Origin of the sequence: Paraburkholderia sp. BR13444 (genome assembly GCF_040948755.1) — a bacterium.
Lineage (GTDB): Bacteria > Pseudomonadota > Gammaproteobacteria > Burkholderiales > Burkholderiaceae > Paraburkholderia > Paraburkholderia youngii.
On the sequence record NZ_JBFPKM010000012.1, the window covers coordinates 104872 to 130137 of the forward strand.

19 protein-coding genes and 1 pseudogene are annotated in these 25266 nt (G+C 64.2%); 9 read left to right on the forward strand and 11 right to left on the reverse strand.

The genetic code is table 11. From position 1 onward, the window contains the following. The first annotated feature begins 91 nt into the window (after window positions 1–91). From AB3X95_RS28615 to AB3X95_RS28625, 3 genes are all read left to right on the forward strand, one after another. Window positions 92–961: a LysR family transcriptional regulator gene (locus AB3X95_RS28615; protein ID WP_176123659.1), complete on the forward strand. Its 870-nt coding sequence runs from the start codon at window positions 92–94 to the stop codon at window positions 959–961. 697 nt (window positions 962–1658) lie between these two features. Then, complete coding sequence (locus AB3X95_RS28620) at window positions 1659–2945, forward strand: N,N-dimethylformamidase beta subunit family domain-containing protein (protein WP_260332484.1); 1287 nt, start codon at window positions 1659–1661, stop codon at window positions 2943–2945. Window positions 2946–3041: 96 nt separating this feature from the next. Next, window positions 3042–3707 carry a trans-aconitate 2-methyltransferase gene (locus tag AB3X95_RS28625; RefSeq protein ID WP_368623178.1) on the forward strand — a complete coding sequence of 222 codons (666 nt, stop codon included), beginning with the start codon at window positions 3042–3044 and terminating at the stop codon, window positions 3705–3707. Between the two features lie 145 nt (window positions 3708–3852). On the opposite strand, the gene AB3X95_RS28630 is transcribed toward AB3X95_RS28625, so the two are convergent. After that, entirely contained in the window at window positions 3853–4890 is a 1038-nt protein-coding gene (locus tag AB3X95_RS28630; RefSeq protein ID WP_368623179.1) for a glycosyltransferase family 2 protein, read from the reverse strand. Window positions 4891–5435: 545 nt separating this feature from the next. On the opposite strand from AB3X95_RS28630, the pseudogene AB3X95_RS28635 reads away from it, so the two are divergent. The 4 genes and pseudogenes from AB3X95_RS28635 to AB3X95_RS28650 form a co-directional block, all read left to right on the forward strand. Next, window positions 5436–5621, forward strand: a pseudogene (locus tag AB3X95_RS28635) (IS5/IS1182 family transposase); the annotation flags it as partial. 270 nt (window positions 5622–5891) lie between these two features. Continuing rightward, complete coding sequence (metE, locus tag AB3X95_RS28640) at window positions 5892–8186, forward strand: 5-methyltetrahydropteroyltriglutamate--homocysteine S-methyltransferase (RefSeq protein ID WP_368623180.1); 2295 nt, start codon at window positions 5892–5894, stop codon at window positions 8184–8186. A gap of 606 nt (window positions 8187–8792) precedes the next feature. After that, window positions 8793–9377 carry a recombinase family protein gene (locus AB3X95_RS28645; RefSeq protein WP_309235056.1) on the forward strand — a complete coding sequence of 195 codons (585 nt, stop codon included), beginning with the start codon at window positions 8793–8795 and terminating at the stop codon, window positions 9375–9377. 262 nt (window positions 9378–9639) lie between these two features. Further along, window positions 9640–9897, forward strand: coding sequence for a hypothetical protein (locus tag AB3X95_RS28650; protein ID WP_368623181.1), 258 nt, complete (start codon window positions 9640–9642; stop codon window positions 9895–9897). 104 nt (window positions 9898–10001) lie between these two features. On the opposite strand, the gene AB3X95_RS28655 is transcribed toward AB3X95_RS28650, so the two are convergent. From AB3X95_RS28655 to AB3X95_RS28690, 8 genes are all read right to left on the reverse strand, one after another. After that, a complete protein-coding gene (locus AB3X95_RS28655) occupies window positions 10002–10997 on the reverse strand; it encodes a UDP-glucuronic acid decarboxylase family protein (RefSeq protein ID WP_368623182.1) in 996 nt (331 codons plus the stop codon). 51 nt (window positions 10998–11048) lie between these two features. Beyond that, on the reverse strand, window positions 11049–12005 hold the full coding sequence (locus tag AB3X95_RS28660) for a glycosyltransferase family 4 protein (protein WP_176111735.1): 957 nt from the start codon (window positions 12003–12005) through the stop codon (window positions 11049–11051). Further along, window positions 11995–13134, reverse strand: a complete 1140-nt coding sequence (locus AB3X95_RS28665) for a glycosyltransferase family 9 protein (protein WP_368623183.1) — start codon at window positions 13132–13134, stop codon at window positions 11995–11997. The genes AB3X95_RS28660 and AB3X95_RS28665 overlap by 11 nt, the downstream gene beginning before the upstream one ends. Next, the gene (locus AB3X95_RS28670) at window positions 13131–14219 is read right to left on the reverse strand and encodes a glycosyltransferase family 2 protein (RefSeq protein ID WP_368623184.1); all 1089 of its coding nucleotides are present in this window, start codon (window positions 14217–14219) and stop codon (window positions 13131–13133) included. Before AB3X95_RS28670 ends, AB3X95_RS28665 begins: the two co-directional genes overlap by 4 nt. After that, window positions 14216–15961, reverse strand: a complete 1746-nt coding sequence (locus AB3X95_RS28675; RefSeq protein ID WP_368623185.1) for a carbamoyltransferase — start codon at window positions 15959–15961, stop codon at window positions 14216–14218. The genes AB3X95_RS28670 and AB3X95_RS28675 overlap by 4 nt, the downstream gene beginning before the upstream one ends. 22 nt (window positions 15962–15983) lie before the next feature. Continuing rightward, window positions 15984–17225 carry a lipopolysaccharide heptosyltransferase II gene (waaF, locus tag AB3X95_RS28680; protein ID WP_368623186.1) on the reverse strand — a complete coding sequence of 414 codons (1242 nt, stop codon included), beginning with the start codon at window positions 17223–17225 and terminating at the stop codon, window positions 15984–15986. Next, window positions 17222–17824 (reverse strand): D-glycero-alpha-D-manno-heptose-1,7-bisphosphate 7-phosphatase, encoded by a 603-nt coding sequence (locus tag AB3X95_RS28685; RefSeq protein WP_368623187.1) that lies wholly within the window; start codon window positions 17822–17824, stop codon window positions 17222–17224. The genes waaF and AB3X95_RS28685 overlap by 4 nt, the downstream gene beginning before the upstream one ends. Before the next feature lie 123 nt (window positions 17825–17947). Further along, window positions 17948–19255, reverse strand: coding sequence for a glycosyltransferase family 4 protein (locus AB3X95_RS28690; RefSeq protein ID WP_368623188.1), 1308 nt, complete (start codon window positions 19253–19255; stop codon window positions 17948–17950). Window positions 19256–19640: 385 nt separating this feature from the next. Here AB3X95_RS28690 and AB3X95_RS28695 point away from each other — a divergent pair, with 385 nt between their 5' ends. After that, the gene (locus AB3X95_RS28695) at window positions 19641–22325 is read left to right on the forward strand and encodes an ATP-binding cassette domain-containing protein (protein ID WP_368623189.1); all 2685 of its coding nucleotides are present in this window, start codon (window positions 19641–19643) and stop codon (window positions 22323–22325) included. 21 nt (window positions 22326–22346) lie between these two features. On the opposite strand, the gene AB3X95_RS28700 is transcribed toward AB3X95_RS28695, so the two are convergent. Further along, window positions 22347–23279: a glycosyltransferase family 2 protein gene (locus AB3X95_RS28700; RefSeq protein ID WP_368623190.1), complete on the reverse strand. Its 933-nt coding sequence runs from the start codon at window positions 23277–23279 to the stop codon at window positions 22347–22349. A gap of 58 nt (window positions 23280–23337) precedes the next feature. Then, complete coding sequence (locus tag AB3X95_RS28705; protein WP_368623225.1) at window positions 23338–24045, reverse strand: PIG-L deacetylase family protein; 708 nt, start codon at window positions 24043–24045, stop codon at window positions 23338–23340. A gap of 176 nt (window positions 24046–24221) precedes the next feature. Between AB3X95_RS28705 and AB3X95_RS28710 the strand changes: the two genes are divergently transcribed. Then, entirely contained in the window at window positions 24222–25253 is a 1032-nt protein-coding gene (locus tag AB3X95_RS28710) for a flavodoxin family protein (RefSeq protein ID WP_368623191.1), read from the forward strand. Window positions 25254–25266 lie beyond the last annotated feature (13 nt).

Consider the following 25266-nt stretch of genomic DNA (forward strand, 5'->3'; position numbering starts at 1 on the left):
CGGGATTTGTTTTCCTATTCAGCTAGGCTAAGGTGGGGGCACAATATCGGTCAATGTCAGATTTTATTCACCAAATATCGAAGGCTTAGATATGTTGTTCAGCGAGGAGATCAACACATTCCTGGCCGTGGTCCGCTCGGGGAGTTTGCTTCAGGCGGCCGAGATCGTGTCTACGACGCAATCGACTGTCTCGTATCGGATCCAGTCCCTCGAGCGCCGGATAGGACATCCGCTGCTCCTGCGCTCGCGGGGAACCAGGGGAATAACACTGACCTCCGAGGGTGAGCGTTTTCTCGACATTGCCGAGCGCTGGAAAATGCTTGAAATTGAGGCCGAGCAACTTCAGGCCGACCAGGTACGACATCTTGCTGTCGGTTCCGTAGACGCGGTCGCGATCAACGTCCTGCCTCCGTTTGTCGCTGCGCTCTGCGATGAGACACCGCCCGTGCGTCTGCACATGGAAAGCTCGCGCTACTTTCAACTCGCCAACCGGGTTGCATCTGGTCATTTGGACGTAGCCTTCACGCTGTCCCCATCCGAACACATCGATCTTGTTTCAAGGAAGATCCGGGATTACGCGATGCTTGTGGTCTACGCTGGCTCGGGTAAGACCTCGTTGCCGGAAGCCCTCGACATTACCGACCTCGAACCGTCAAGAGAAATTTATCTGCCGTGGTCGCCTCAGTTCGACATGTGGCGCAGCCGCCGCGGATTGTCGCGGCACGTAAATTGGGTTGAGAAAGCACACATGCTCGCGCCGATGCTCAGAAATGCAGCGTGGGCCATCGTTCCGAGTTTTTTGACGACCCCATTGGCGAAGGAGACGGGCTGCACGATCCACCGGATCGCGCTAAGTCCGCCCGACCCACTTTCTCTTTTTATGATTTTGCGCAAACAGAGTAGCGACGCTACCGGACGTCAGCAACAACTTATCGAAATGGCTCTCGCCGCCCTCAAATGAATTGGCGCGGCAACAGCACGATGAACCGGCAAGGATCGAGATCGGCTTGGCTGTCTGGGATTCTTGACGGTGGACCAGAAACGCTGCGCTGGCCATTAGCATCAACGCCGCCCCTCCCGGCTCCGACGATCACTAAGCGAGCATGATGGACCGATGACCTTTTTGCCTTGCAAGCTGCCATGCGCCGTTGCTCGCTTTGAACGACCGGAGAGGGTCGATACTGTCGAAAAAGTCACTGCCCGTCCTTCGCGCTAGGTTTTTAGGGGTCTTCGGACAGTCCGACTCGTTGAACAGCCCGGTGATCAAGCATTTCGATGTCACTCGGCGCATACCGCGGATCTTATGTCGCATACCGTGTAATTCAAAGCGGAGCGCGGGAGGTATCATTTTGCCAATTCCGAACAGACCCAAAGGGCGCCCAAAGCATTCACGTCGCAGTGAGTAACCCCGCGTCAAATTGCCCCAGTGCGCGACATGTTTGCCACTATGACCCGCCATCTCGTCCACGTGCAGCTTCGTCAAAGATCGGAGAAAGTGATCGATGAGGTTATATCCGCTCGCGCCCGCCTACGATGCCGGCGGCATTTTCGAACTCGCCGTCGAGCCAGGGCGCCGCTTTTCCGTTGCAATCTACCGGCAAGGCATCGGAGAAGCGCTCGAGTTCCACTGCGGCATCCTTGTAGAGGACCGCGGCGCGATGGATTGCGACAGCGTGAGTGGCCAATGGGTGCTGACTTCGCCGCGCGGACGAACCGCAACGCGTTGCGATGCTGCATGGCGGTGGCCGAGCTTCCGGTTTCGCTTCGATCGAGCCGATGCGACGTCGGGGGTGTATGTCGCGGTGGCTTACGAGGTGCGCGCCAACGGCGAGCCCGTGCGCCCGCTGGGGCGCAACTGCGCCGCGCATGAGCCTCTCTACGGGCTGCCGCCGGACAGCAGAAGTATGGCAATGTTGGTCGCGCGCCCTCCGCGACCATCGGCGTCGGTCGCTTACATCGTGCCTGTCGCGACGTATCAAGCGTACAACTCGATCGGCGGCGGCGGTTTTTATCACGATCCCGTTCGACGTAAGAAACCTGTCACGACCGTGACCCTGCTAAGACCAGGTGGCGGCTTCGGGGCGCAGTTCGGCGAGCCTGCCGACCCCTATGAACCTCGGTCCCCGCGCCAACAGTTCCCACACTGGGACGCGAAGTTCGTGCGCTGGCTGCAGGCGAAGAACATTGCTTGCGACTTCTACTCCGACCTGGATCTCGATGATGGTGACCGGCTTGATCTAACCCAGTATCGCTGCGTGCTTAGCGTGGGTCATCATGAATACTGGAGCAGGCGCATGCGTGACAGGATGGCCGGCTTCATTGCAAACGGCGGACACTACGCGATCTTTAGTGGAAACACCTGCTATCGGCCAATCGAATTTTCGCGCGGCAGCCCTCATGCTCCCGATCTGCGCGTGACTCGCCTCGCGGAAAATTGGCCCGGTCACGACGAAAGCGACCTGATCGGGCTCAGTTATGGTTATGGCGGCGGCTGGTGGGGAGAATGGCGTCTACTGCGTGGTGGCTGGATCCGGCGCGAGCGCCCAGCAACCGGATTCCGGGTCGAGGACGCGAGCCACTGGGCGCTCGCCGGTACGGAGTTGAACAACGGAGACATTTTTGGTGCCGAAGATCGTCTGGTGGGCTACGAAGTAGACGGCTTGCCGCCGGACCCCAATGGTTTCCACGTGCTTGGCATGACAAGCGCGCTGAATGGATGGGACGTCGGCGGACGCGGCGTATTTGGCGTACTGCAGCGGGCGGCTGGAAGAGGAGTTCAGCCGGGCATCGTCTTCAATGCAGGCACGACAGATTGGGCTCGCGTCCTCATGGATCCGCACGCCGAAAGTCATGCTGTCGTCGACCGTATCACCAGCAACGTCTTCGAACGCTTGCTGGCCAATCCGAGCAATCGCGACAGACAGTCCGTTACAGCACAGGCTTAATGACGATTCTGCCGCGCACCTAAAGTCGCGCGGGGATATCGGGTGCTGGCCTGAAGAAGCCACGTAACGTCAGTTGGTCTGACATGAGAGCCGACCATGCTTAATCCGACAGATAGAAGAGGAGTGTACGGATTCCTCGGTAAAGCCATAAAGTGGCCTGTTAAAAGGTTTATCCCCCCAGCGATCAGGGCCAGGATACTGCCGGCTCACAGCGTCTCAATCTCGGATGCGACGTGGAATCAGGCGTACGGCTCGGGCACCTGGGATTATCTGGGGACGACGCAGGAGATTGCCCGCTATAGCGTGATCGCCGGGTATTGCAAGCACCTGAAACCCGCCGCGCGAGTGCTCGACGTTGGATGCGGCGCTGGCGTTCTTGCAAGTTGGCTTTCGGGCGCCTCGATTTCTAGCTATTTCGGCATCGATCTTTCCGAAGTCGCCATTGAGCAGGCCCGCCAGGCGAATATCGATGGAGCGGAATTCGCCGTCGCCGATGCCGCTACCTTCGAGCCTTCGCAGATATTCGACGTTATCGTCTTCAACGAGATGCTTTATTACCTGGAAGAACCGGAGGAACAGATTCGTCGACTCGCGCGCTGTCTCGCGCCCGGTGGGCTATTGATCGTCAGTATCTGGTATCACGACGACGGAATACGGACGTGGAACAGGTTGAAGGCGGCCTTCGACGAACTCGATCGTGTCCGTATCACACACGCGTCGACGCGATTCAAATGGGACGTGGCCGTGCTGAAGTTGCGGTAAATTTTGCACGCATGCATCTGAACAAATGCCGCCCCTGAGCGGCCGCCTCGAGCCACGCTGTTCTGCAAAATCGCAGGCATCGCCCGCGCCCAAAGGGCGCTCGCACCCTCCGTTGCGGACGTGCCGGTATCCGTCGCAGCTCAGCTCAAAGTCCCAAAGTCACGGCGCGGCGTTTGTTTCTGAGTACGAGAAAGTGAAAATGCTTCGCAAGGAATCGCGCGGCGCAACTGAGGACCCAAGGGTGATGCATTGTGTGCCGAAAGGCTTGTGCGAAACGCCTTTCACGAACTGCCTCGGTGACATCGACCCAGCGAAGCTGGGTTTCGAGGGTTCGCTGCCGATGCGCACACGCGTGGGCTAACCTTCCTGACAGCGCGTGCGATGCGCGGAAACGCGCGTTTGCTTCGAGCATGCCTTGAAGCGCCCGTCGATCCGCTGACTTGTCTGTGGAAAGCGAATCATCACGTCTGCGATAGTGGTAACCCATAGCCGGATAGACGACCATTTCCGCTTCGTGCCTGACCAACACGCGCAACAAAAGATCGAAGTCTTCGGCGGAGCGAACCCGCTCGTCATACCGAAGCTCGGACAGCAGTTCGGTTCTGATCATGGGCTGCAGATAGCCGAGTTGCGGCGCTTTGACAAGCGCAACGGCATCGACGGTCCTCGCGGTCCGCAGGCCAAGCAGCGAATACCCGGTCAGCGAGCCGCTTTCGCTCATGATGAGCAAGTCGTCCGCTACAATGCCCGCGCCGTCCGATTCGGCCCTTGCGAGCATCGACTGAAGGCGTCCGTCCGCAAACACATCATCACTGTCGAGGATCGTGATCCAGCGTCCTCGCGCACATGCCAGCGCACGGTTGCGCGCGACCGAGGGCCCCGCGTTGGAAGAAGATGTGAGGAGAACGATACGTGGGTCGTTAGCAGCAGCGGCGCGGACAATCTCAGTGCTGGCGTCGGTTGACGCATCATCAACAACGATCAGTTCCCAATCCGCGAGGCTCTGTCTCTGGACCGACCTGATCGCCTCTCCGATCCAGTTCTCTCCATTGAAGTTGGCCATCACGACAGTGACAGAAGGTGCCAACGCGGAAATGCTCGTACGATTCGCGGTGGCTGGCTCCTTGTCGTCGAAACCGCTTTGAAGTGCCGCCGATGCGAGATTTTTGCCCTTTAAGCTCATAGTCATGGTTCTGACGCAAGTTTGCAAAGATTGTCGGACAGCGTTCTGCTGAAGTCGGGATAGGCGGAAATAGCGCGGGCGATGCCGTATCGCACCCCAAAGCGAGGGTGGAGATTTTCCAGATCGACGGGTTGCCTGCGACGATGCCCTCGCAGTCGGACTACCCAAGTAATAGAGGCAAAGCCCCGCTGAGTCGACAGGTATTTGGTGGTCTCGGTGCGCGCCCCCACATATAACGATCGAATGGTGCGGGTTTGTCCTGGATAGGTGTGCGACGTATTCAGCACTGCCGACAGCAATGAACAGGCCGAGGAATCCTGTGAGATCCTGCCAACACCACGGCGGTTTTACACGCAGGTCAGATGAAATCTGACCGTCCTGGCGCGGCCCGAACATATGCAAAACAGGTCAAAGCCAATTTAACGCAGAAGCCCAGTGAAGCGCCACTTTCCATATGTAAGTAGTGTAAGTGGCAGTTGAAACGCAACAGCGAACGTCGCATTCGGGCGCCGTTCTACAGCCCCACGGGCCGCCCATCGATCCCTCCGGTGTTCTACGCTTACCCGACCAACTATCTGATCGACCTGCACGCGGGAATCATCGTCGATGTCGAGGCCACACCGGCGTTTCGATCGCAAGAGGTCGAGTCGACGAAGACGATGGTCAACCGGGTCGAGCAACGGTTCCATCTCAAGCCCCAGCGATTGGTCGGTGATACCGCTTATGGCACCGGAGCGAGGGACCCGCGCGGCGACAGCCAGCACGCTGATTTTCTGGAAAATCATGTGACGATCAAAGTTGATTGAATGCAATAGAACTCCTTCATTCTCATTGTGCCGGGACAACCGACGCCGCGACCCGATCCGAGCGCCCGGCAACTCGAATGAACAAAACTAATGAATAAATGAAATAATGCCATTTTTCTTCATGGAACGAAGCCCCTATCATGGCTGCCAATCCTTACATCGTTCCTTGCATTTTTTCATCGGAAGGCAGCCTCCATGGTCACGACACATAATCTCGGCTTCCCGCGCATCGGCGCAAAACGCGAACTGAAGTTCGGCCTCGAACGCTACTGGAAGGGCGAATCGTCGCGCGAGGAACTGAAGGCGCTAGGCGCGCAACTACGCGCGCGCCACTGGGATGACCAGAGCGAGCTCGATCTCGCACCGGTCGGCGATTTCGCGTTCTACGACCAGGTGCTGGACATGAGCTTCACCCTCGGCAATCTGCCGGCACGCGTGCAGGGCTTTCATGGCGACAAGCTCGACAACTACTTCCGCGTCGCGCGCGGCCGTTCGGCGCAGGGTGCCGAAGAGCACGCCGCCTGCTGCGGCGGCGTCGCGGCCGGCGAAATGACGAAGTGGTTCGATACCAACTACCATTACATCGTCCCCGAATTCACCGCCGATACGACGTTCAACCTCGACACGTCCAGCTTCCTCGAACAGCTGCGTGAAGCGCGCGAGCAGGGCGTCAAGGCGAAGCCGGTGATCATTGGCCCGATCACGTATCTATGGCTGGGCAAGGCGAAGGACGACTCCGACAAACTCGCGCTGTTGGCTCGCATCATGCCCGTGTATCGCGCGCTGCTCGACTATTTCAAGGTGATGGATGTCGAGTGGGTGCAGATCGACGAGCCGGTGCTCGTCACCGAACTCGATCCGGCATGGCGCGACGCGTTCGTGACCGCGTATCAAGGCTTCGAGGAACGCGGCGTCAAGCTGCTGCTCGCTACCTACTTCGGCCAGCTGAAAGAGAACCTCGAACTTGCGTGCGGCTTGCCCGTCGACGGTCTGCATATCGACGCAATCAACGCACGCGAAGAAATCGCGTTGGCCGCGCGTCAACTGCCCGCGCACAGCGTGCTGTCGGTCGGCGCGATCAATGGCCGCAACATCTGGAAGACCGACCTGAACGCCGCGCTCGAATGGCTCGCGCCGCTCGCGCGCCAACTTGGCGAGCGCTTGTGGCTCGCGCCGTCGTGCTCGCTGCTGCACGTGCCGGTCGATCTCGCGAGCGAAGAGAAGCTCGATGCGGAAATCCGCTCCTGGCTCGCGTTCGCGCTGCAAAAACTCGACGAACTGAAGGTGCTCGCCACCGCACTGAACGGTGGCCGCGACGAGGTCGCCAATGAACTCGCCGCCAATGCCGCCGCGGTTGCCGCGCGCCGTGAGTCGCCGCGCGTGAACAACCCGGCGGTGAAGGCCGCGCTCGCGCGCATCGACGCCAATCTCGGCAATCGCCAGCACGCCTATGCCGAGCGCGCGGCGAAGCAGGCCGCGCTGCTCGAACTACCCGCGTACCCGACCACGACGATCGGCTCGTTTCCGCAAACGGTGGAAATCCGCCACGCTCGCAGCCAGTTCAAGAGCGGCGCGCTCGATCAGGCAGGCTATCGGGACGCAATGCGGCGGGAAATCGAGCGCAGCGTGCGCGAGCAGGAAGCGCTGGGTCTCGACGTGCTCGTGCATGGCGAAGCCGAACGCAACGACATGGTCGAATACTTCGGCGAGCAACTCGACGGCTACGCGTTCAGCCAGTTCGGCTGGGTGCAGTCGTACGGTTCGCGCTGCGTGAAGCCGCCTATCCTGTTCGGCGACATCAGCCGTCCGCGGGCGATGACGGTCGAATGGATCAGCTACGCGCAGTCGCTGACGCACAAGCCGATGAAGGGCATGCTGACCGGCCCCGTGACGATCCTGAACTGGTCGTTCGTGCGCGACGACCAGCCGCGTTCGGTGTCGTGCTACCAGCTCGCGCTGGCGATTCGCGAAGAAGTGCTCGACCTGGAAAAGGCCGGTGTACGCGTCGTGCAGATCGACGAAGCCGCGCTGCGCGAGGGCTTGCCGCTGCGCCGCGCGCAATGGGGTGAGTATCTGCGCTGGGCAGTCGAGTCATTCCGGATCACCGCGAACGGCGTGCGCGACGAAACGCAGATCCACACGCATATGTGCTATTCCGAGTTCAACGACATCATCGCGTCGATCGCCGGTATGGATGCGGACGTCATCACGATCGAGACCTCGCGCTCGGACATGGAGCTGCTCGCCGCGTTCGACGACTTCAACTACCCGAACGAAATCGGCCCGGGCGTCTACGACATTCACTCGCCGAACATCCCCACGCAGCAGCACATCGTGCAATTGATGCAAAAGGCGGCGGAACGCATTCCGGCGCAGCGTCTATGGGTGAACCCGGACTGTGGCCTGAAGACACGCCAGTGGGCTGAAGTGATTCCGGCCCTGACGAACATGGTTGCCGCCGCGAAGGCGCTGCGTAGCCAGGTTCAGTAAAGGGCGAGCGAGCCGTCGCTTTCCTCGCGGCGGCTCGTCTCCGGATCGCCGGTTTCCGCCGGGCATTGAGCAAGGCGCTACATTCCTTTCCGCCAGCCAGATTCCGCGGCCACTACATGCCGCGCGTCCACTGCCCACACACAATCACAGTTCAATCGCGCCAAGACCCACGCCAACCGTATTGGACGCTTAACGCGATTGATAAACTTCCAAGATTCCTTCTCCGGGTCGCTTGCGTCGACAGCAGAAGCCTCATTGCGCGGCACCTGCATGCCCGCCGAACGGTCTCACGCGGCTGCGCAGCGACCGGGAACGCGGATTGCGAGTTAGTCACGATGGCCGTGGTTAGCCACGGTCACCCGCAATCTCACACAGGAGAACCTCATGACCTCGGACAAGAATTCGAATCGACAGCCGTCGAACCCGGCGCAACCCGGCCGAGACAGCGGACAGCAGCAACAGAACCAGACTCCTCCGACGCATCAGGGCGGCCAGCGGCAGCCCTAAGCGCGATGAGTGACGACGTGTGCAAGCGTCGTCGCTCGAACTAACGGGATTCCGAGTGCAATAGCGCCGCGAATGGCGGATCGCGACTACGAAGGCGACGTGGAAAAACTACATATCTATCTGTTCGGCGCGCACGATGCGGTCCGCCACGAGCAGGCGCTGATCCGGCTCGACAAGGCGGGCTACATGGTCACGCTCGCGCGGCTCGTGGTCGAGGATCTGCCGACCTACACACAGGGACGCGAACGCCCCGAACTGCAGAGTCTGATCCGGCGCCTCGCGCCGCGAGATACGCTCGTGGTGCTCGAGCTGGCCGCGCTCGGCTGCAATGCGCGCGATATTCTCGCCACCGTGATGCAGTGCCGGAAGGCCGGCGTGGCGCTGCGTTGCGTCGAAGTCGGCCATACCGATCTGGCCGGACGTCCCGAGCCTTCGGCGGTGAAGGCGCTGCGCGCGCTGGTGCGGCTCGATGCCACGTGCCGCAGCCTGCGTAGCCGCGATAGTCTCGCGGCCGTTCGCGCGAGCGGCAAACACACGGGCAGGCCGCCGTCGCTGTCCGAGCAACAGCGCCAACGCGTGCTGCAATCCCTCGGCAGAGGACAGTCGGTCAGCGAAGTCGCGCGACGCTTCGGCACTTCGCGCCAGACCGTGATGCGCATTCGCGCGGACACGCCAGCCATGTAGAAAATACCTGCCGAGTTCTTTCGTATCGTTCTTACCGCATCGCCGTTCGGGCATCCCGCCTGGCGCGTTTCGCACAACCGATCGCTGAAAAGCGCCACATTGCCTTGGCACGCGCGCACAAGCTGCTGTCCGTAACACATCAGTTACGGACAGAGGCATATGCTTTGCTTTGAAAGTTCATACGTCTAACCTCAACCTACACACCACATTATCAAACCTTGCGATCCGAACCCGAGGCGCGGCGCGATGCCGTATGGAAGCCATGAACGTGAAACGTCTGACTGTTTCTGCAACCCCGGGATCACTCCGAGTCGTCGCAGTCTGGAAGAGCCTGATCGAACATCATGCGCACGTGTGCGGCTGGTCCGCGCACGTGAACACCGCGGGCGGACGCGAGTCGCTGAGCGTCGATCTGGTCGATTGCCCGGCCGAACGCCTCGCGATCATCTCGGCCGCGTTGAGCGCGGGACCGATGACGGTGCTGACGAGCGACGCGGAGTCCACCCTCCATTCCTCATGAACCCAATGCCATAGCCCGCACGCCCTTCGCGGCATGGCTTTTGAGCGGCCTCCGTGGCACTGCTCCCCGAGCGACCTTCGCGGTCGCTTCTTTTTTAATGCGCGTCACGAGACTCGTTCCCCCACCTGCTGCGGCTGCATCGGCCGACTCGCCTCGATGCGCGCGCGGAAATAATGCGCGGTGCGCAGCAGCCCTTCATCGAGCGACATGCCGGGCTGCCAGCCGAGCAGTTTGATGGCCAGCGAGATGTCCGGCTGCCGGTGCCACGGGTCGTCGGCCGGCAGCGGCTGGGTTTCGAGCGGCGAAGCGGAGCCGGTCACCGCGACGATGCGCTGCGCGATCTCGCGCATCGACACTTCGTGCGGATTGCCGAGGTTGACCGGGCCGCCCGGATCGTCGGCGCTGTTCATCAGCAGGATGAAGGCATCGATCATGTCGTCGACATAGCAGAACGAACGCGTCTGCGTACCGTCGCCATAGACGGTCAGCGGTTCGCCGCGCAGCGCCTGCATCATGAAGTTCGACACCACGCGGCCGTCGGACGGATGCATGCGCGGGCCGTAGGTGTTGAAGATGCGCGCGATGCGGATCGACAGACCATGCTGGCGGCGATAGTCCATGAACAGCGTTTCCGCGCAGCGCTTGCCTTCGTCGTAGCACGAGCGCGGACCGATCGGATTCACGTGACCCCAGTAGTTTTCCTTCTGCGGATGCACGAGCGCGTCGCCATACACTTCGCTCGTCGATGCCTGGAAAATCCGCGCTTTCACCCGCTTGGCCAGCCCGAGCATATTGATCGCGCCATGCACGCTGGTCTTCGTGGTCTGCACCGGATCGTACTGGTAGTGAATCGGCGACGCGGGGCACGCGAGGTTATAGATTTCATCGACTTCCACATACAGCGGGAACGTCACGTCGTGACGCATCAGCTCGAAGTTCGCACAATCGAGCAGATGCGCGATGTTGTCCTTCGTGCCGGTGTAGAAGTTATCGACGCACAGCACGTCGTGCCCCTGCGCGACGAGCCGTTCGCACAGATGCGAGCCGAGAAAGCCGGCGCCGCCGGTAACCAGAATGCGCTTGCGGGTGAGTTCTTTCATGGTGCGTGATCCTGTGGTTGGAGCGCATGGGCGCTGAAAAGCAGCGTGGCGTCACGCGGTGACGTGCAGCAGCGCGTCGTGCCAGTCCTGCGCGAAACGGTCGATATGAAAACGCTCCAGCGCCGTGCGCCGCGCGCCTTCGCCGAGCCGCCGCGCTTCGTCTGGATCGCGCAGCAGCCCGAGCATCGCGTCGACGAGCGCATCGACGTCGGTATGCACGAAGCCGTTTTCGCCGTTACGGATCACTGTCGCGAGCTCGGTGGTCGCGAGACCGACGATCGGCATGCCGATCGTCATCGCCTCGACGATCGCGAGGCCGAGGCTGGTCCAGCGGATCGGATTGAAAAAGAAGCGGTAGCGCGCGCTGAACGAGGCCAGATCGAGATTGCCGATTTCGCCGATACCGTCGAGCCGCTGCGCGTCCATGCCCACGAGATCGAGCGGCACGCGCGTGCGCGTTTCGCTGAAGATGTCCGCGCCGAGCCGCCGGCCGCGCTGCGCGAGATGATTGACTACCACGATGCCGCGCTGCAGTTCGCCGCTGTAACGCACGCCGTCGGGCACCACGACGCCGTGTTCGATCACCCGTGTAGGCGTGACGCCGCAGTCCCACATCAGCCGGTTGAAGTGCGTGACGTGCACCAGCAGCGTGCCGGGATCGTCGACCCAATGCCATTGCTCGAACGCGTTTTCCTGCGGCGGATCGTGCTCGACGTAGACGCGCGGCAGAAGCCGCTGCGCGGCGCTCAGCACGTGCTCGCGGTCGTATTCCCAGTGCGTGCGATGCTGGTACAGCACCACGTCGAACTCGTGATTGGCGACGTCGTCGATCGCGATCTCGTGCACGTTCTCGCCCCACGGCAACACGCCGACCTTGCCGGCATAACCGGGCGGATGACCCGGTTTCGTCACCAGATAGAAATCGTGCGGCGTCTGGCTCAAGTAGTACATGTAGTTGCCGTGCACGTGCCAGGTCAGCACACGCAGTCGGCGGCAATTACGCAGCATGGTGCAGATCCTCGAAAAACAGTGAAACGGTTCCCTCATGCAGGCTACCGGGCGCGCCAGCTTGCGCGCCCGGTGCGCGCGCAAGCTGCTCGCGGGCGGTCTCGGCCACCTCATCGACGCCGATGTTCAGCGCGCACGGATGGCCATACGGGCAGTCGCGGAACATGCACGGCCGGCATGCCGGATAGTCGGCCAGCACGCGATGCCGCGCATGATCGAGCGGCGCCCAGCGCCGCGTGTCACTGCCGCACGCGATCACGACCGACGCGGTCGCCATCGCCGCGGCGATGTGCGAGATGCCGGTGTCGTTGCAAACCACGAGCCGCGCATGCGCCGTCAGTGCCGCGAGCCCGCCGAGCGACGTTGCACCGGCCAGATGCAGCGCGGGCGCGTTCATCGCGCCGAGCACCGCGCAGGTCAGCGGCGCTTCGGCGGCCGTGCCGGTGATCGCGATCTGCCAGCCGTCGGCGGCGAGGTGGTCGGCGACGGCCGCGAAGCGCTCGGCGGGCCAGCGGCGCGACGGCAATTGCGAGCCGGGGTGGATCAGCACGAGCCGCTCGTCTTCGATGCCGTGATACGCGCGCAGCGCGGCAAACTCAGCGAGGTCGGGCGCGCTGAGCGGGAACGTCAGGCGCCGGTCGTGTACCGGCGCGCCGAGTGCGCTCATCAGCGCGAGATAGCGCTCTGGCTCGGGCAGCGCATCCGGCCAATCGATGAAGCAGCCTTCGCGCGTGGCCTCATCGGGCTGCACGAAGCCGGCATCGGCACGCGCGCCGAGCCGATGCAGCAGATCGTTGGCGACGCCGCCGCTGCCGTGCAGCTGGATCGCCAGATCGAAACGCCGGTCGCGCATCCGCGCGAAGAACGCGGGCAAGCCATCGTCCGTTTCGGGCTGCTCCGGAAAACCGACGGCGCCCGGAAACACGATCAGCTCGTCGACGAGCGCCGCATAGCGCTCGACGAATGCGCGCGCCCACGGCAGTCCGATCAGCGTGATATGCGCAGCGGGGGCGGCGGCGCGCAGCGCGCGCAGCGCGGGCACCGCGCACAGCATGTCGCCGAGCTGCAGCGCGCGAAACATGACGATACGGCGCGGCGCGAGCGCCGCCAGCAGCGAGGGTATGGTCATGGAAAGAACACCTTGAAACGGATGGCGCCATAGAGCCGCCAGTAGATCGACAGGAACGGAATCAGAATGGACGTCCAGATCATTTCGGCGACGTGGCGCCAGCCGTGATTGCGCCCGCGCAGCCGGCGCGCGCAGAAATAGCCGGTCAACCAGCACCACGCGATCACACCCGCGCCCGCAAGAATCGGCTGATCCGCGAACCCGCCGCCGATCGCGAGCAACGCGGCAGCCAGAATCGCGTAATACAGCAGCGGCGGCCGCGAGCCGATGCGCGTTCGAAACAGTTCGGGATGCTTGCGGTAAAGCAGCGCATCGAATTGGCTCTTTTTCTGCTGCGCGATGCTGACGCCCCAACGCGCGGGGCGCACCGGATGCACGACTACCGCGTCGCGGGCCTGCACGATCTGGCCGCCGGCGGTAAGCAGCGTGAACTGCAGGTCCGAATCCTCGCGCCACGCCGACGTGAAACGTTCGTCGAAGCCGCCGGTCGCGACGAGCGCCGCGCGCGTCACGAACACGTTCGCGGTCGCGAACTCGGCGCGGGCGAGGCCGCTCGCGTCCGCTTCGTAATCGGTCGGCAGCTCGGGTAGCTCGGGCAGCGGCACGACGATCCTGCCGGCGGCCGCCGTGGCGCCGGAAGCGAGCGCCGCGACGCCGGCCGTCAGCCAGTGCGGATCGGGCAGCGTGTCGTCGTCGGTGAAGGCGATCAGCGACGCGCGCGCATACTGCCAGCCCGCGTTGCGCGCGCCGGCCGGACCTTGGGTGCGCGTGACCGGCAGGTAGTGCACCTCCAATCCACGCGGCGCCTGCTCGCGCGCGAACCGTTCGACGCAGGCGCGCGTGGCGTCGTCTGGACCGTCGTCGCAGACCACGATCTCGTAGCGATGCGGCGCGAACTGCTGCGCGCAAAGCGCGTCGAGGCAGTTCGCGAGCATCTGGGGACGGCGATAGGTGGGCACGACCACCGACACGTCGGGCCACGACGGCGTGCGCAGCGTGCGGCCGGTTTCCTCGGCATCCTCACTGCTGTAGCGCGCGGCCACGCCGCCATGCAGTGGCGCCGGACACATGACCGACGCGTTCATACGCGGCCCCCCGTCTTATCGACGAGGAACGGGCCGATCACGAGCGCGTCGAGCGGCGAGGTCCAGAATGACTCGACCGCGTCGCGCGGCGAATTCACCATCGGCTCGCCGCGCGTGTTGAACGACGTATTGACGAGAATCGGCACGCCGGTGCGCTGCTTGAACGCGGCCAGCAGGTCGTAGTACAGCGGGTGCTGCGCGCGGTTGATGGTCTGCACGCGCGCTGTGCCGTCCACATGCCGCACGGCCGGAATTCGCGCGGCCTTGTCGGCGCGCACGTCGAAGATGAACAGCATGAACGGCGCGGTTTGGCCGTTCACGAACCAGTCGTTTGCTTCCTCTTCGATCACGACCGGCGCGACCGGGCGGAAGTCTTCGCGATCCTTGATCTCGTTGAGCTTCGCCTGCATGTGCGGATCGATCGGCGACGCGAGGATCGAGCGAGCCCCGAGCGCGCGCGGCCCGAATTCGGTGCGGCCCTGATACCAGCCGATCACTTTGCCTTGCGCGAGCAGATCGGCGGTCTCACCGGCGATATCGTCGAGGCGCCGGTACGGCACTTTCGACCAGCGCAGAAACTGCTCGATTTCCGCTTCGCTGTATTCCGGGCCGAGGTACGCGTGATCCATTTTCCAGCGACGCTCGCGGTCGCCGCGCGCCGCGCGCTCGCGATAGTCGGTCCACAGCGCCGCGCCGAGCGCGGTGCCGGCGTCGCCGGCCGCCGGCTGCACCCACACTTCGCTGAACGGCCCCGCGTCGCGCACCTTCGAGTTCATCACGCAGTTCAATGCGACACCGCCGGCCATCGAGAGCCGGCTCAAACCGGTCTGCCGATGCAGCCAGTGAGCGAGTTCCAGCACGGTCTCCTCGAGCACGCGCTGCAACGAGTTGGCGATATCGAAGTGGCGTTGCCCGAGTGGACCGCCGCGTTCGCGCGCGGGACTGAAGCGCTCGGTCAGACGCGGCGCATCGACGGTATAGCTGCCGTCCTGGCGGTACTTGACGATCTCGCGAAACACATCCACATAGGCCGGCTTGCCGTACGACGCGAGCGCCATCACCTTGTACTCGTCCGACGAGTGCAGGAAGCCGAGCCAGTCGGTCACCGCTTCGTACAGCAAGCCGAGCGAGTGCGGCAACTCGACCTGTTTCAGGCGCGTGTACTCGCCGCCGACGAATTGCCCCATGCTGGTCGTCACGCCTTCGCCGCGGCCGTCCATCGTCAGCACGGCGGTGTCGTCGAACGGTGCGGCGAGAAACGCGCTCGCCTCGTGCGCGAGATGGTGCTCGACGAAGTGCCATGCGAAGCCGTGCTCGCGATCCACGCCCTGGAACCGCTTGCGCAGATGATGCGGCGCGCCGTCGACCAACTGGCCCTTCGCGTTTGCGATATAGCTGAGAAACAGCGGGTCCCACGGCGACGCGGACGGGTTGTCCGGACGCGTGCCGGCCGGATCGAACGGCAGCTCGATCGTCGCTCCCGGCTTCTTCGGCATGCCGCCGAACAGCGCGGGGTCGTACGAGTAAGCGACGTGATCGATGTCGGCGAGCGTGATGCCGGCGGCTTTGAGGCAGTAGTCGATCGCGTCGAACGGCAACTGCCAGGTCGAGAACGGCACCGGACGTTTCGCGTGCTTGACGTGCGTGAAGCGTTCGTCTTCGGCGGCGGCGAGCACTACGCCGTCACGCAGCAGCGCGGCCGCGCTGTCGTGATAGACCGCATTGATTCCGAGTGTGTACATGGCGTTAGCAGTGGCAGTGGGTTCAGGGGATGGTTGGCTGATCCGTCAGCGACGGCGTGTTCGTGTCATCGCTGCGGCCCGCGCGCTCGGCTGCGCAACGCCGCGGGGCATGCGCATGCGCGTGCCGCAATTCGAGTGCCGCGTGCACGACTTCTTCGATCGGAACACCGAGCAGGCAAGCGTGATGCCCGTGCGGACACACGCTGCGATAGCACCAGCGGCATTCGACGTCGCGGTACAGCACGCGTTGCGGCGTTTGCCACGGCGTGTGCTGCGGGTTGGTCAGCGCGTAAAGATCGACGACCGGCGTGCCGAGCGCGGACGCGACATGCACGGGGCCGCTGTTGTTGGAGACGAGCACGCTTGCGCGTTCGAGCAGCGCGGCGAGCTCGGCGAGCGTCAGTGCACCGCTCAGGTCATATAGCTGCGCGCACACGTCTGGAGCAGCGGCGCGCATCACGGCCTCGACGAGCGCTCGCTCACTCGCGCCGCCGGTCAACAGCACGGCGGCGCCGGTTTCGCGCGCGAGCCGTGTCGCGACTTCACCGAAGCGCTCGGGCGGATAGCGGCGCGACGCGGCGGTCGCGCCTGGATGCAGCACGATGCACTCGTCGTGGCGGGAGATGCCGAGGGTCCTCAGTTTCGAGTCGAGCGACCGGCGCGCGGCGGGCGGCACGCGAAAACGCATGGCGGTGTCGCTCGACTGGGCGCCGACGTGACGCACCAGATCGAGCTGGCGTTGCACCTCGTGCCGCGTGCGCTGCTGCGGCTCCGGTTCGTGCAGCCAGTCGGTCAACAGCGCGTAAGGATTCTCGCGGCAATGCGCGAGGCGGCGCGGAATCCCCGCGAGATAGCACAGCATCGCGGCCGGCAACGGGCTCTGGCTATACACGGTGAAAATCACCGCCGCGTCGAAGCAGCCGCGCTTCAGCCGCTGCTGCATCCGATGATCGTCGAGCAGATCGCGCGTCACGTTCGACGCGGGCGCGACCCACGGCGCGTCGTATTCGATCACGTCGTCGACGTCGTCGAGAAACGGCGCGAGCGCGACGCCGCTGCGCGACGCGAGCAGCGTGAGATGGCGATCTCCCGCGGACTCGCGCAGCGCGTGCAGCGCGGGCGTCGTCATCAGCACGTCGCCGAGATTGTCGAGGCGCACGCACAGAATCCGTTTGACGTCGTCGCCCCAGCACACCGGCTGCGACGTATCGGGCACGCGCGCATGAGCGAGCGTGGGCGGCGCAAGTGGCAGAGGTGCGTTCACCGCGGCGCCTCCTTGCGGCGTGCCGCGCTGCCCGGCGGCAAGCCGTTCAACACGACGCGTTGCGCGGCCTCGTGCAGATCGGCCGCGCGCGCATTCGGCGTGCGCTGCGGGCCGGTCCGCCATTCGGTCTCGTGGCCGTTGTCGAGCAGGATCGTGCGACAGCCGGCGCGATTGCCTGCTTCGACGTCGTCGAGAATGTCGCCGACGAACCAGCTATGCGCGAGATCGAGTTCATGTTCTTTGGCGGCGCGCAGCAGCATGCCGGGCGCGGGCTTGCGGCAGTCGCAGACGATCGCGTAGCGCTCGACGCTGCCCTCCGGATGATGCGGACACCAGTACGCGCCGGCGAGCGTGGCGCCGCACTCGGCGAACATCTGCCGCAGCCGGCGTTCGACCGCGAACAGCGCTTTGTCTTCGAACTTGCCAAGCGCGATGCCGGACTGATTGCTGATCAAGAACAGCGCGTAAGGGTAGGCGGCGAGCAGCGCGAGCGCCTCGCGCGCGCCAGGCGCGAAGCGCATCAGCGCGGGATCGGCGTTGTAGGGCACGTCTTCGAGCAGCGTGCCGTCCTTGTCGATGAACACAGCGGGTACCGTCATGATGGTTGGTGGTATTTGCGAGCGTGGGCCGAAAGTCGGAAAAAGGCGCGCCGTAGCCGCTGGACCGGCCGCGGCGCGTTCCAAATGCGCACGCCGTGCGCGTTCGCGCGGCGTGCGCCGTCGTCAACCGAACGACGCTCCGGCCGCTGCTCGCAGCGGTAGCTGCGCCGGCTCGGAGCCGGTGTCGAGCGATGTTTTGCTCGGCGCGAGCCTTGCCGCGCGTGCATAGATTTGCGCGAGGGCTTCGCTGACGCCGCGCCAGGTAAAGCTGGTCCGCGCCCGCTCGAGGCCCGCTTCGCCCATCCGGCGCGCGAGCGCGGGGTCGCGCCGCAAGCGGTCGAGACGTGCGGCGAGCGCATGCGGATCGCGCGGCGGCACCAGAAAGCCGGTCACGCCATCGAGAACCGAATAGCGAATGCCGCCGACATCGGCGCCGATCACCGGCGTCGCGCAGGCCATCGCCTCCACCGGCGTGATGCCGAACGGCTCGTACCAGGGCGTCGTCACGAACACGTCGGCGGCGCTGTAGAAGTAGCGCAGCCGCGCGCGACCACGCCGGCCGACGAAGCACGTCTCGTCCGCGACGCCGCATTCGCGTGCGATCTGGCGCAGGCGCGCGATCTCCGGTGTCGCGATTTCGTTGGGCGCGTCCGAATTGCCACCGACCACGTACAGCCGCGCTGCCGCGTTGAAGGTGTCCTTCAGCACGCCGACGCCGCGTACCACGTTGTCGATGCCTTTGCGCTGCACGAGCCGGCCTAGCTGCAGCACGATGAAGTCGTGCGGGCTCCAGCCGAGCGCATTGCGGGCGGCTTCGCGCCCGACGGGCCGGAACTCCTCGTCATCGAAACCGCACGGCACGATCCGGATACGCGCGGGATCGGCGCGATAGTGTTCGAGCAGATCGGCCTGGTCCTGCGGACATTCGGCGACGACGACGTCCGAGCGTGCGACCAGTTCGTCTTCGATCGCGAAGCGCTCGTCGGGGAAGCCGTCGTCCGCGCCTTGATGGATGCGCCGCACGCGGCCGAGCGCATGAAAGGTCGTGACCAGCGGCACGCCGAGCGCAGCCTTGACCTTCAACGCGGCGAGGCCGGACATGAAGAAGTTCGCGTGCATCACGTCGTACGGCTGAGGTTCACGCCGAAAGAACCCGATCAGAAACGCGGCGAACTCGTCCATGAACGGCAGCAATTGTTCCTTCGGCAATTGTCGCGGCGGTCCGGCAGGCACATGAATCACGCGCACGCCGTCCATGTCGACGCGCTCAGGCACCAGTGCGCGATCGCGGCGCGTGAACACGTCGACCTGATGGCCCATTTCCGCCAGCTGACGCGCGACGTTCGCGACGTAGATGTTCTGGCCGCCGCTATCGACGCCACCGGCGACAGCAAGTGGCGACGCATGTTCACTGATCAGGGCGATCTTCATTTGCACTCCTTCCTGAGATGCGCGTTCTTCGATATTGAGGAATCGTTTCACCGGCCCCGAGCATTCGCTGTGCCATTCGACCCTGAGATGCCGAGGAAACGACGGTAGACGTTGGTCCGGACGGACGAAGCGCTGTGGCGTGCCCTTTTTCGTGCAGATAGAGAAGCGCTGTGGCGTTCCCTGTTTCTACACACGATCATGTAACTTCGCACCGCTTGTGGCGAGCCGGTACTAGGATGGACGGAGGTTTGCGCGCAACGAACAGGTAAGAGGTGCGCGGCAAGGGCTGCCGTAACCGGTCATTTTTCGCTCGCCGCCGGGCGCGCCACTTGCTCTACCCCCCATTTGTGCGACGTTTATCCGGGCGCGCCCCGACCAGGATCCCATGCCGAATTCCGTCCCGCCGCCTCGCTCCGAACTGACGCGCCGAATCGTCGGCGATCTCGCGCATGCGGTATGGCGTTATCGCTGGCAGACCAGCGGGGCGCTCGCGCTGATGATCACGGCCCGGCTCGCGACCGTGCTGATGCCGCTCACGCTGAAGCACATCGTCGATGAGCTCGGCCATCCGCTCGCGCACGTGGCGTTTCCGGTGTTCCTCGTGCTCGCCTATGCGCTGCTGCGCTTTCTCGGCGACGCGCTGAACGAGGCGCGCGACGTCGTATTCAGCATCGTCGTGCAGCGCACGGTCGCGGCGCTGACCGAGCGGACTTTTGCGCATCTGCACCGGTTGAGCGCGCGTTTTCATGCGCGGCGCGAGACTGGCGCGATCGTGCGCGACGTGCAGAAAGGCGCCGACGGTATCGGTTTTTTGCTCGGCACCGCGCTGTTTACGATCGTGCCGACCTTCTTCGAGATCGCGGTGATCGTCGCGATCATGGTGCACGCGTACGCGCGCGAGTTCATGTTCGTGATCGTCGCGACCTTCGTGTTGTATGCGGGTTATACGTTCGTGTTCACGCGGCGGCGCGTCGCGTTCCAGCGCGCGGTCAATCTGCTCGAAGCGCAATCGGACGGCCGGCTCGTCGATAGCCTGCTGAACTACGACACGGTCAAGTACTTCGCGACCGAAGACAGCGAAACGCAACGGCTTGGCGACGTGCTGGAAAAGTGGGTCCACGCGCGCATCGCGAATCAGAACGCGCTGACCGCGTTGCACGTGGGACAGAGCGCGGTGATCGCGCTCGGAGTGGCGGGGGTCATGCTGCTCGCCGCGCAGCACGTGGTGGCCGGCAGCATGAGCGTCGGCGATCTGATTCTGGTCAACGCCTACCTGATCCAGGTCTGCATGCCGTTGAACACGCTCGGCTTCGTGTTTCGCGAGACCAACGACGCACTCGTCAACGTCGAGCGCATGTTCGTGATTCTGGCGGCGCGCGGCCGCGTCGGCGAGGATATCGATGCACGCGACGCGCAGCCGCTGAAGGTCGGCGCGGGGCTGATCGAGTTCGAGCACGTGGATTTTGGCTACGACACCGCGCGTCAAGTGCTGCGCGATGTCGACTTCCGTGCGTATCCGGGCAAGACGCTCGCGGTGGTCGGCGGCAGCGGCTCGGGCAAATCGACGCTCGTCAAGCTGCTATTCCGGCTGTACCGGCCCGAGCGCGGCATGATCCGCATCGACGGGCAAGACATCAGTCAGGTCACGCAGCGCAGTCTGCGCGAGGCGATTGGCATCGTGCCGCAGGACACCGTGCTGTTCAATGAAACGATCGCCTACAACATTGCGTATGGACGTCCGTCGGCGACACGCGCGGATGTCGTGCGCGCCGCACGCGCCGCGCAGCTCGACGAATTCATCGAGCGCTTGCCCGATCACTACGACACGCGCGTTGGCGAGCGCGGCGTGCGGCTGTCGGGCGGCGAGCGCCAGCGCATCGCAATCGCGCGCGCGATCCTGAAGGACCCGCGCATCATCGTGTTCGACGAAGCAACCTCGGCGCTCGACACGCGCTCCGAGCGCGCGATCCAGACCGAGCTGACGCATCTCGCGCAAGGCCGCACGTCGATCGTGATTGCACATCGGCTTTCGACTGTCGTCGACGCGGACTGGATTCTGGTGATGGAACACGGCCAGGTGGTCGAGCAGGGCACGCATCGTGAGCTGCTCGCGCGCGACGCTGTGTACGCGAAGATGTGGTCGCTGCAATGGCAGCAGGGCGAACTCGAACACGCGCAGCGCCGGCTGACCGCCCGATCGGTCAGCGTCAGCGCCTTGACGGCGGGTGTGATCGATGCGTTGCACGACGAGATCGCCGGGCAGCGCGTAGTCGTCTACGCGGAGCCGACCGACAACGAACTGCGCGTGACCGGCGACCCGAGCGTGCTGCAGCCGCTGATCGCCGAGCTGTGCCGCAACGAGATCGCGCAGGCTAGGCCGGGGCAGCGCATCGCACTGCGCGCGGAGCGTCACGGCAATCACGTATGGTTCAGCGTGCTCGGCATGGGCGACAAGCCGGCCGAGCTATCGCAGGCAATGGCGCGGCAGATGGAAAGCGCGCTGGCGGCCGCGGGCGGCAGCTTCACGCTGACCCCGCTGAACGGGCGGCTCGCGTATGTGGCGATGCTGCCGCTGCGGCCGGTCGCGGATGCGCAACCGCCAGAGTCCACCGCACCGGATTCGGCCAGACCCGCTTCGCTCGACGGCCTCTTCGTGCTCGCGATCGACGATCAGGAAGAAGCACGCGACGCGCTCGAAGCGGTGCTGAGCACGAGCGGCGCACGCGTGCGGCTGTTCGCATCCGGCCGCGAAGCGCTGGATTGGCTGCGCGCGACGGACCCCGCGCAATGGCCGCAGGTGCTGCTCTGCGATCTGATGCTGGCCGGCGAAGATGGCTATGACGTGCTGCGCCGCTTGCGCGAACTGGAAGGCGAGCGGCCGTCCTTACAGGGCATGCCATTGCCCGCGATTGCGTTGACCGGCTACACGGACGCATTCGACGAACAGCATGCGCGCGGCGCGGTGTTCGACGCGCATTTGAACAAGCCCGTGCAGCCTGAAGAACTGATCGCCGCGATCCGGGGGCTCGCGCCTGCGCCGTCGAGCGCGGACTCGACGTTGCCAGGATAAGGAAAGCGCGTGATTCGGGTCTCAGGTCGGCGCGTCGAACTTACCGCCCACGGACGTCGTCGCGGACGCGTCGAGATTGCGCTCGGCCGCGCGCACGCGGTCGCGCATCGCGAGGATCGACTGCGGGACCACCCGGCGTTCTCGCACGGTCCAGGCAAGCCCAGCCAGCAATTGGATGCCGTCGCGAACCAGTGTGCCTTCCCCCGCGAACACGTCGAGGGCGCGCAGCGTCGCGCTCATCGCTTCGCCCAACGGCAGGCGCAGCCATGCCACCCACGCGGCGTTGCGCGCGAGCATGCGTCGCCGCAACGCGCTGTCGCGCAGCGGCGACGGACGATGCTGGAGCGTCAACTGCTCGCAGTAGGCGATCGCCTGTCCCGAGGCGAGCACGTCGAGGGAAACGAGTGTTTCCTCGCCGCCGATGAAAAGGCGCGGCTCATAGCCCCCGACCTCGCGAAACAGCGCGGTACGAAACACGCACGCGCCCGCCATATAGCCGATCAGAGCAGGCCCGGGCAGGCCGACACGTCCCAGCGGGCTTGCGCGCATCAGCGCACAGGTTGGGTCCGTCGCGTCGTCCGCGCCGACGGCCACGCGCGCATTCAGCACGCCGACGCGTGGCCATGCGTCGAGCAATTGCACCGCGCGTTCGAGCGAGCCGGGCTCCCACCACGTGTCGTCATCGCAGAACGCTACATAGTCGCTCTCGACGCACGCGACCGCGTGGTTGCGGCCCGCCGCGCCGAGATTGCCGTTGCATTCGACGACGCGAACGCTCGGATAGCGCGCTTTGACGAGTGCGACCGTGTTGTCGGTGGAGCCGTTGTCGGCCACGATGATTGGCGGGTTTTCGGGTAACCCGAGCAGACGTTCCAGGGTGGCGAGCAATTCGCCCGCACGGTTATGCGTAAGAACGACGACCGAAATGCGCGGGTGGGCGGCTATTGTTCGCATGCCAAGCAATCGCTTCGACGGTTGGACAGCGATGGCGAAGCAAACCCCGTGCCGTGCGTCACGCGTTTTGCGGATGCCGACTCGATTCATCGCGGCCGAGCTGCCAATAGCGTTCGGCCGAAAAGAGGCTTGCCTGTCCGTCGGGACCGAACGCGCGCAATTGGCTGCGATAGGCGTCGAGTGCCGCGCGCTTCATGCGCTCGTGTTGCGTCGTGCCGGGCACGTCCAGCGCGTGCGGCGCGTCAGCGACATAGCCGCGTGTCGCGAGGTCGCATAGGCGCGCTTGCACGACGCCGGACAGGCGCCGATAGGGCACGTCCTCATAGGCGATGAAGCGAGCGGCTGGCTGACGCCGCATCAGTGCGAGACAGGCATTGGCCACCATAACGTGATCCGAATGGAACAGGCCCAACGGCATCAGGACACGCGTGGGCTTCGCATGAGCAACTGTCCGGCTCAACGCCGTAATCAGCTCGTCCGCAGCGGGCGACGCATGGTATTGCGCGTCGCGGAACAGCAAATGCACGGGCATTGCCGACAGCAGCCCAAGCGCCTCCCGGTCTTCCGCCTGACGCGTGCGCATCGCTTCGAATGCGTCGGCGAAACCGGCCGCGCGGTCCCAATCAGTCGTGATCTTCTCGGCGGGCGGCGCGGTGAAAACCGTGCAAACGACCGTGCCGGGATGCGCGGCGAGCAGAAGTCCGCAACTGAGGACCGCATCGTCGAGATGCGGTGAGATGACGAGCAGACGCTGGTTCGATTCCATACCGGCGCTCAGCAAGCTGCGTTCCGCAGTCGCGGCGCGCGACGGGGCGGCGCTGGAATAGCCCTTGCTCACCTGCGTTTCTCCTACCGCTTACAACTTCAACCATGAGCCCGCCTGCAAAACCACCCGATCCCATCCGTACCGTTGAAGTCCGCAAAGGTCAGGTAACCGAAGCAATGTCCCGCGACGCATTTCGCGAGCGCTTCATGGCCCGCTTCTACGACCCGGCATTTCGGGCGGAAGACGAATCGCTCGCGCGGCTCGAAGCGATCGCGTGGGATGCTTACTCGCAAGGCCGCAAGGCGCCAGTCACCGAAAAGGCCGGCCCGGGATTCGCCGACCCGGACTACGACCTGTCGGTCGAATGGCGTGCCGCGAGCGAGCGCGTGAAGGCGGCGCAGGCGCGACAGCGCGATCCGGCGACGCGCTCGCGCGTGCTCGTGATCAACGCGTCCTCGCGCAACGACTACACGTGCCCCGGCGAGATGTCGAAGAGCTTCCGGCTCGCGAAGATCGCGCAACAGGCGCTCGAACGCCGGACCTTCGACGTCGATTTCCTCGATCTGTCGCACCTGAACTCCGATCGCGACCTGCACATTCATCCGTGCAAAGGCTGTGTGTCGACCGCGATGCCGCTGTGTCACTGGCCTTGCAGCTGTTATCCGAACCATTCGCTCGGGCTCGTCAACGACTGGATGAACGACATCTACGAGCGCTTTGCCGCCTGCCACGGCGTGCTGATCGTGACGCCGGTCTACTGGTATCAGGTGTCCGCGCCGCTGAAGCTGATGATGGATCGCCTCGTTTGCGCCGACGGCGGCAATCCCGATCCCACCTCGACGCACGGCAAGAAAGCCGAGGAAGCGAAGCGTCTCGAACTGGCCGGCTGGGACTATCCGAAACATCTGGCGGGCCGGGCCTATGGCGTCGTCGTGCATGGCGACGTCGCCGGCATCGAGGACTCGCGCAGGGCGCTCGCCGACTGGCTCGACTGGATGGGCTTCGTCGAAGCGGGCGCGAAGTCGCGGCTCGATCGCTTTATCGGCTATTACGAGCCTTATGCGACCAGCCATGAGGCGCTCGATCGCGACGAGGACATGCAGCAGGAAGTGGCCAACGTGGCCCAGGCCGTCGCGACCTGCGTCGAGCAGATTCGTGGCGGGCGCAAGGAACCGGACGACGGCCTCGGCACGCCGCGCGCCAAATGATCCCCAACTCGGA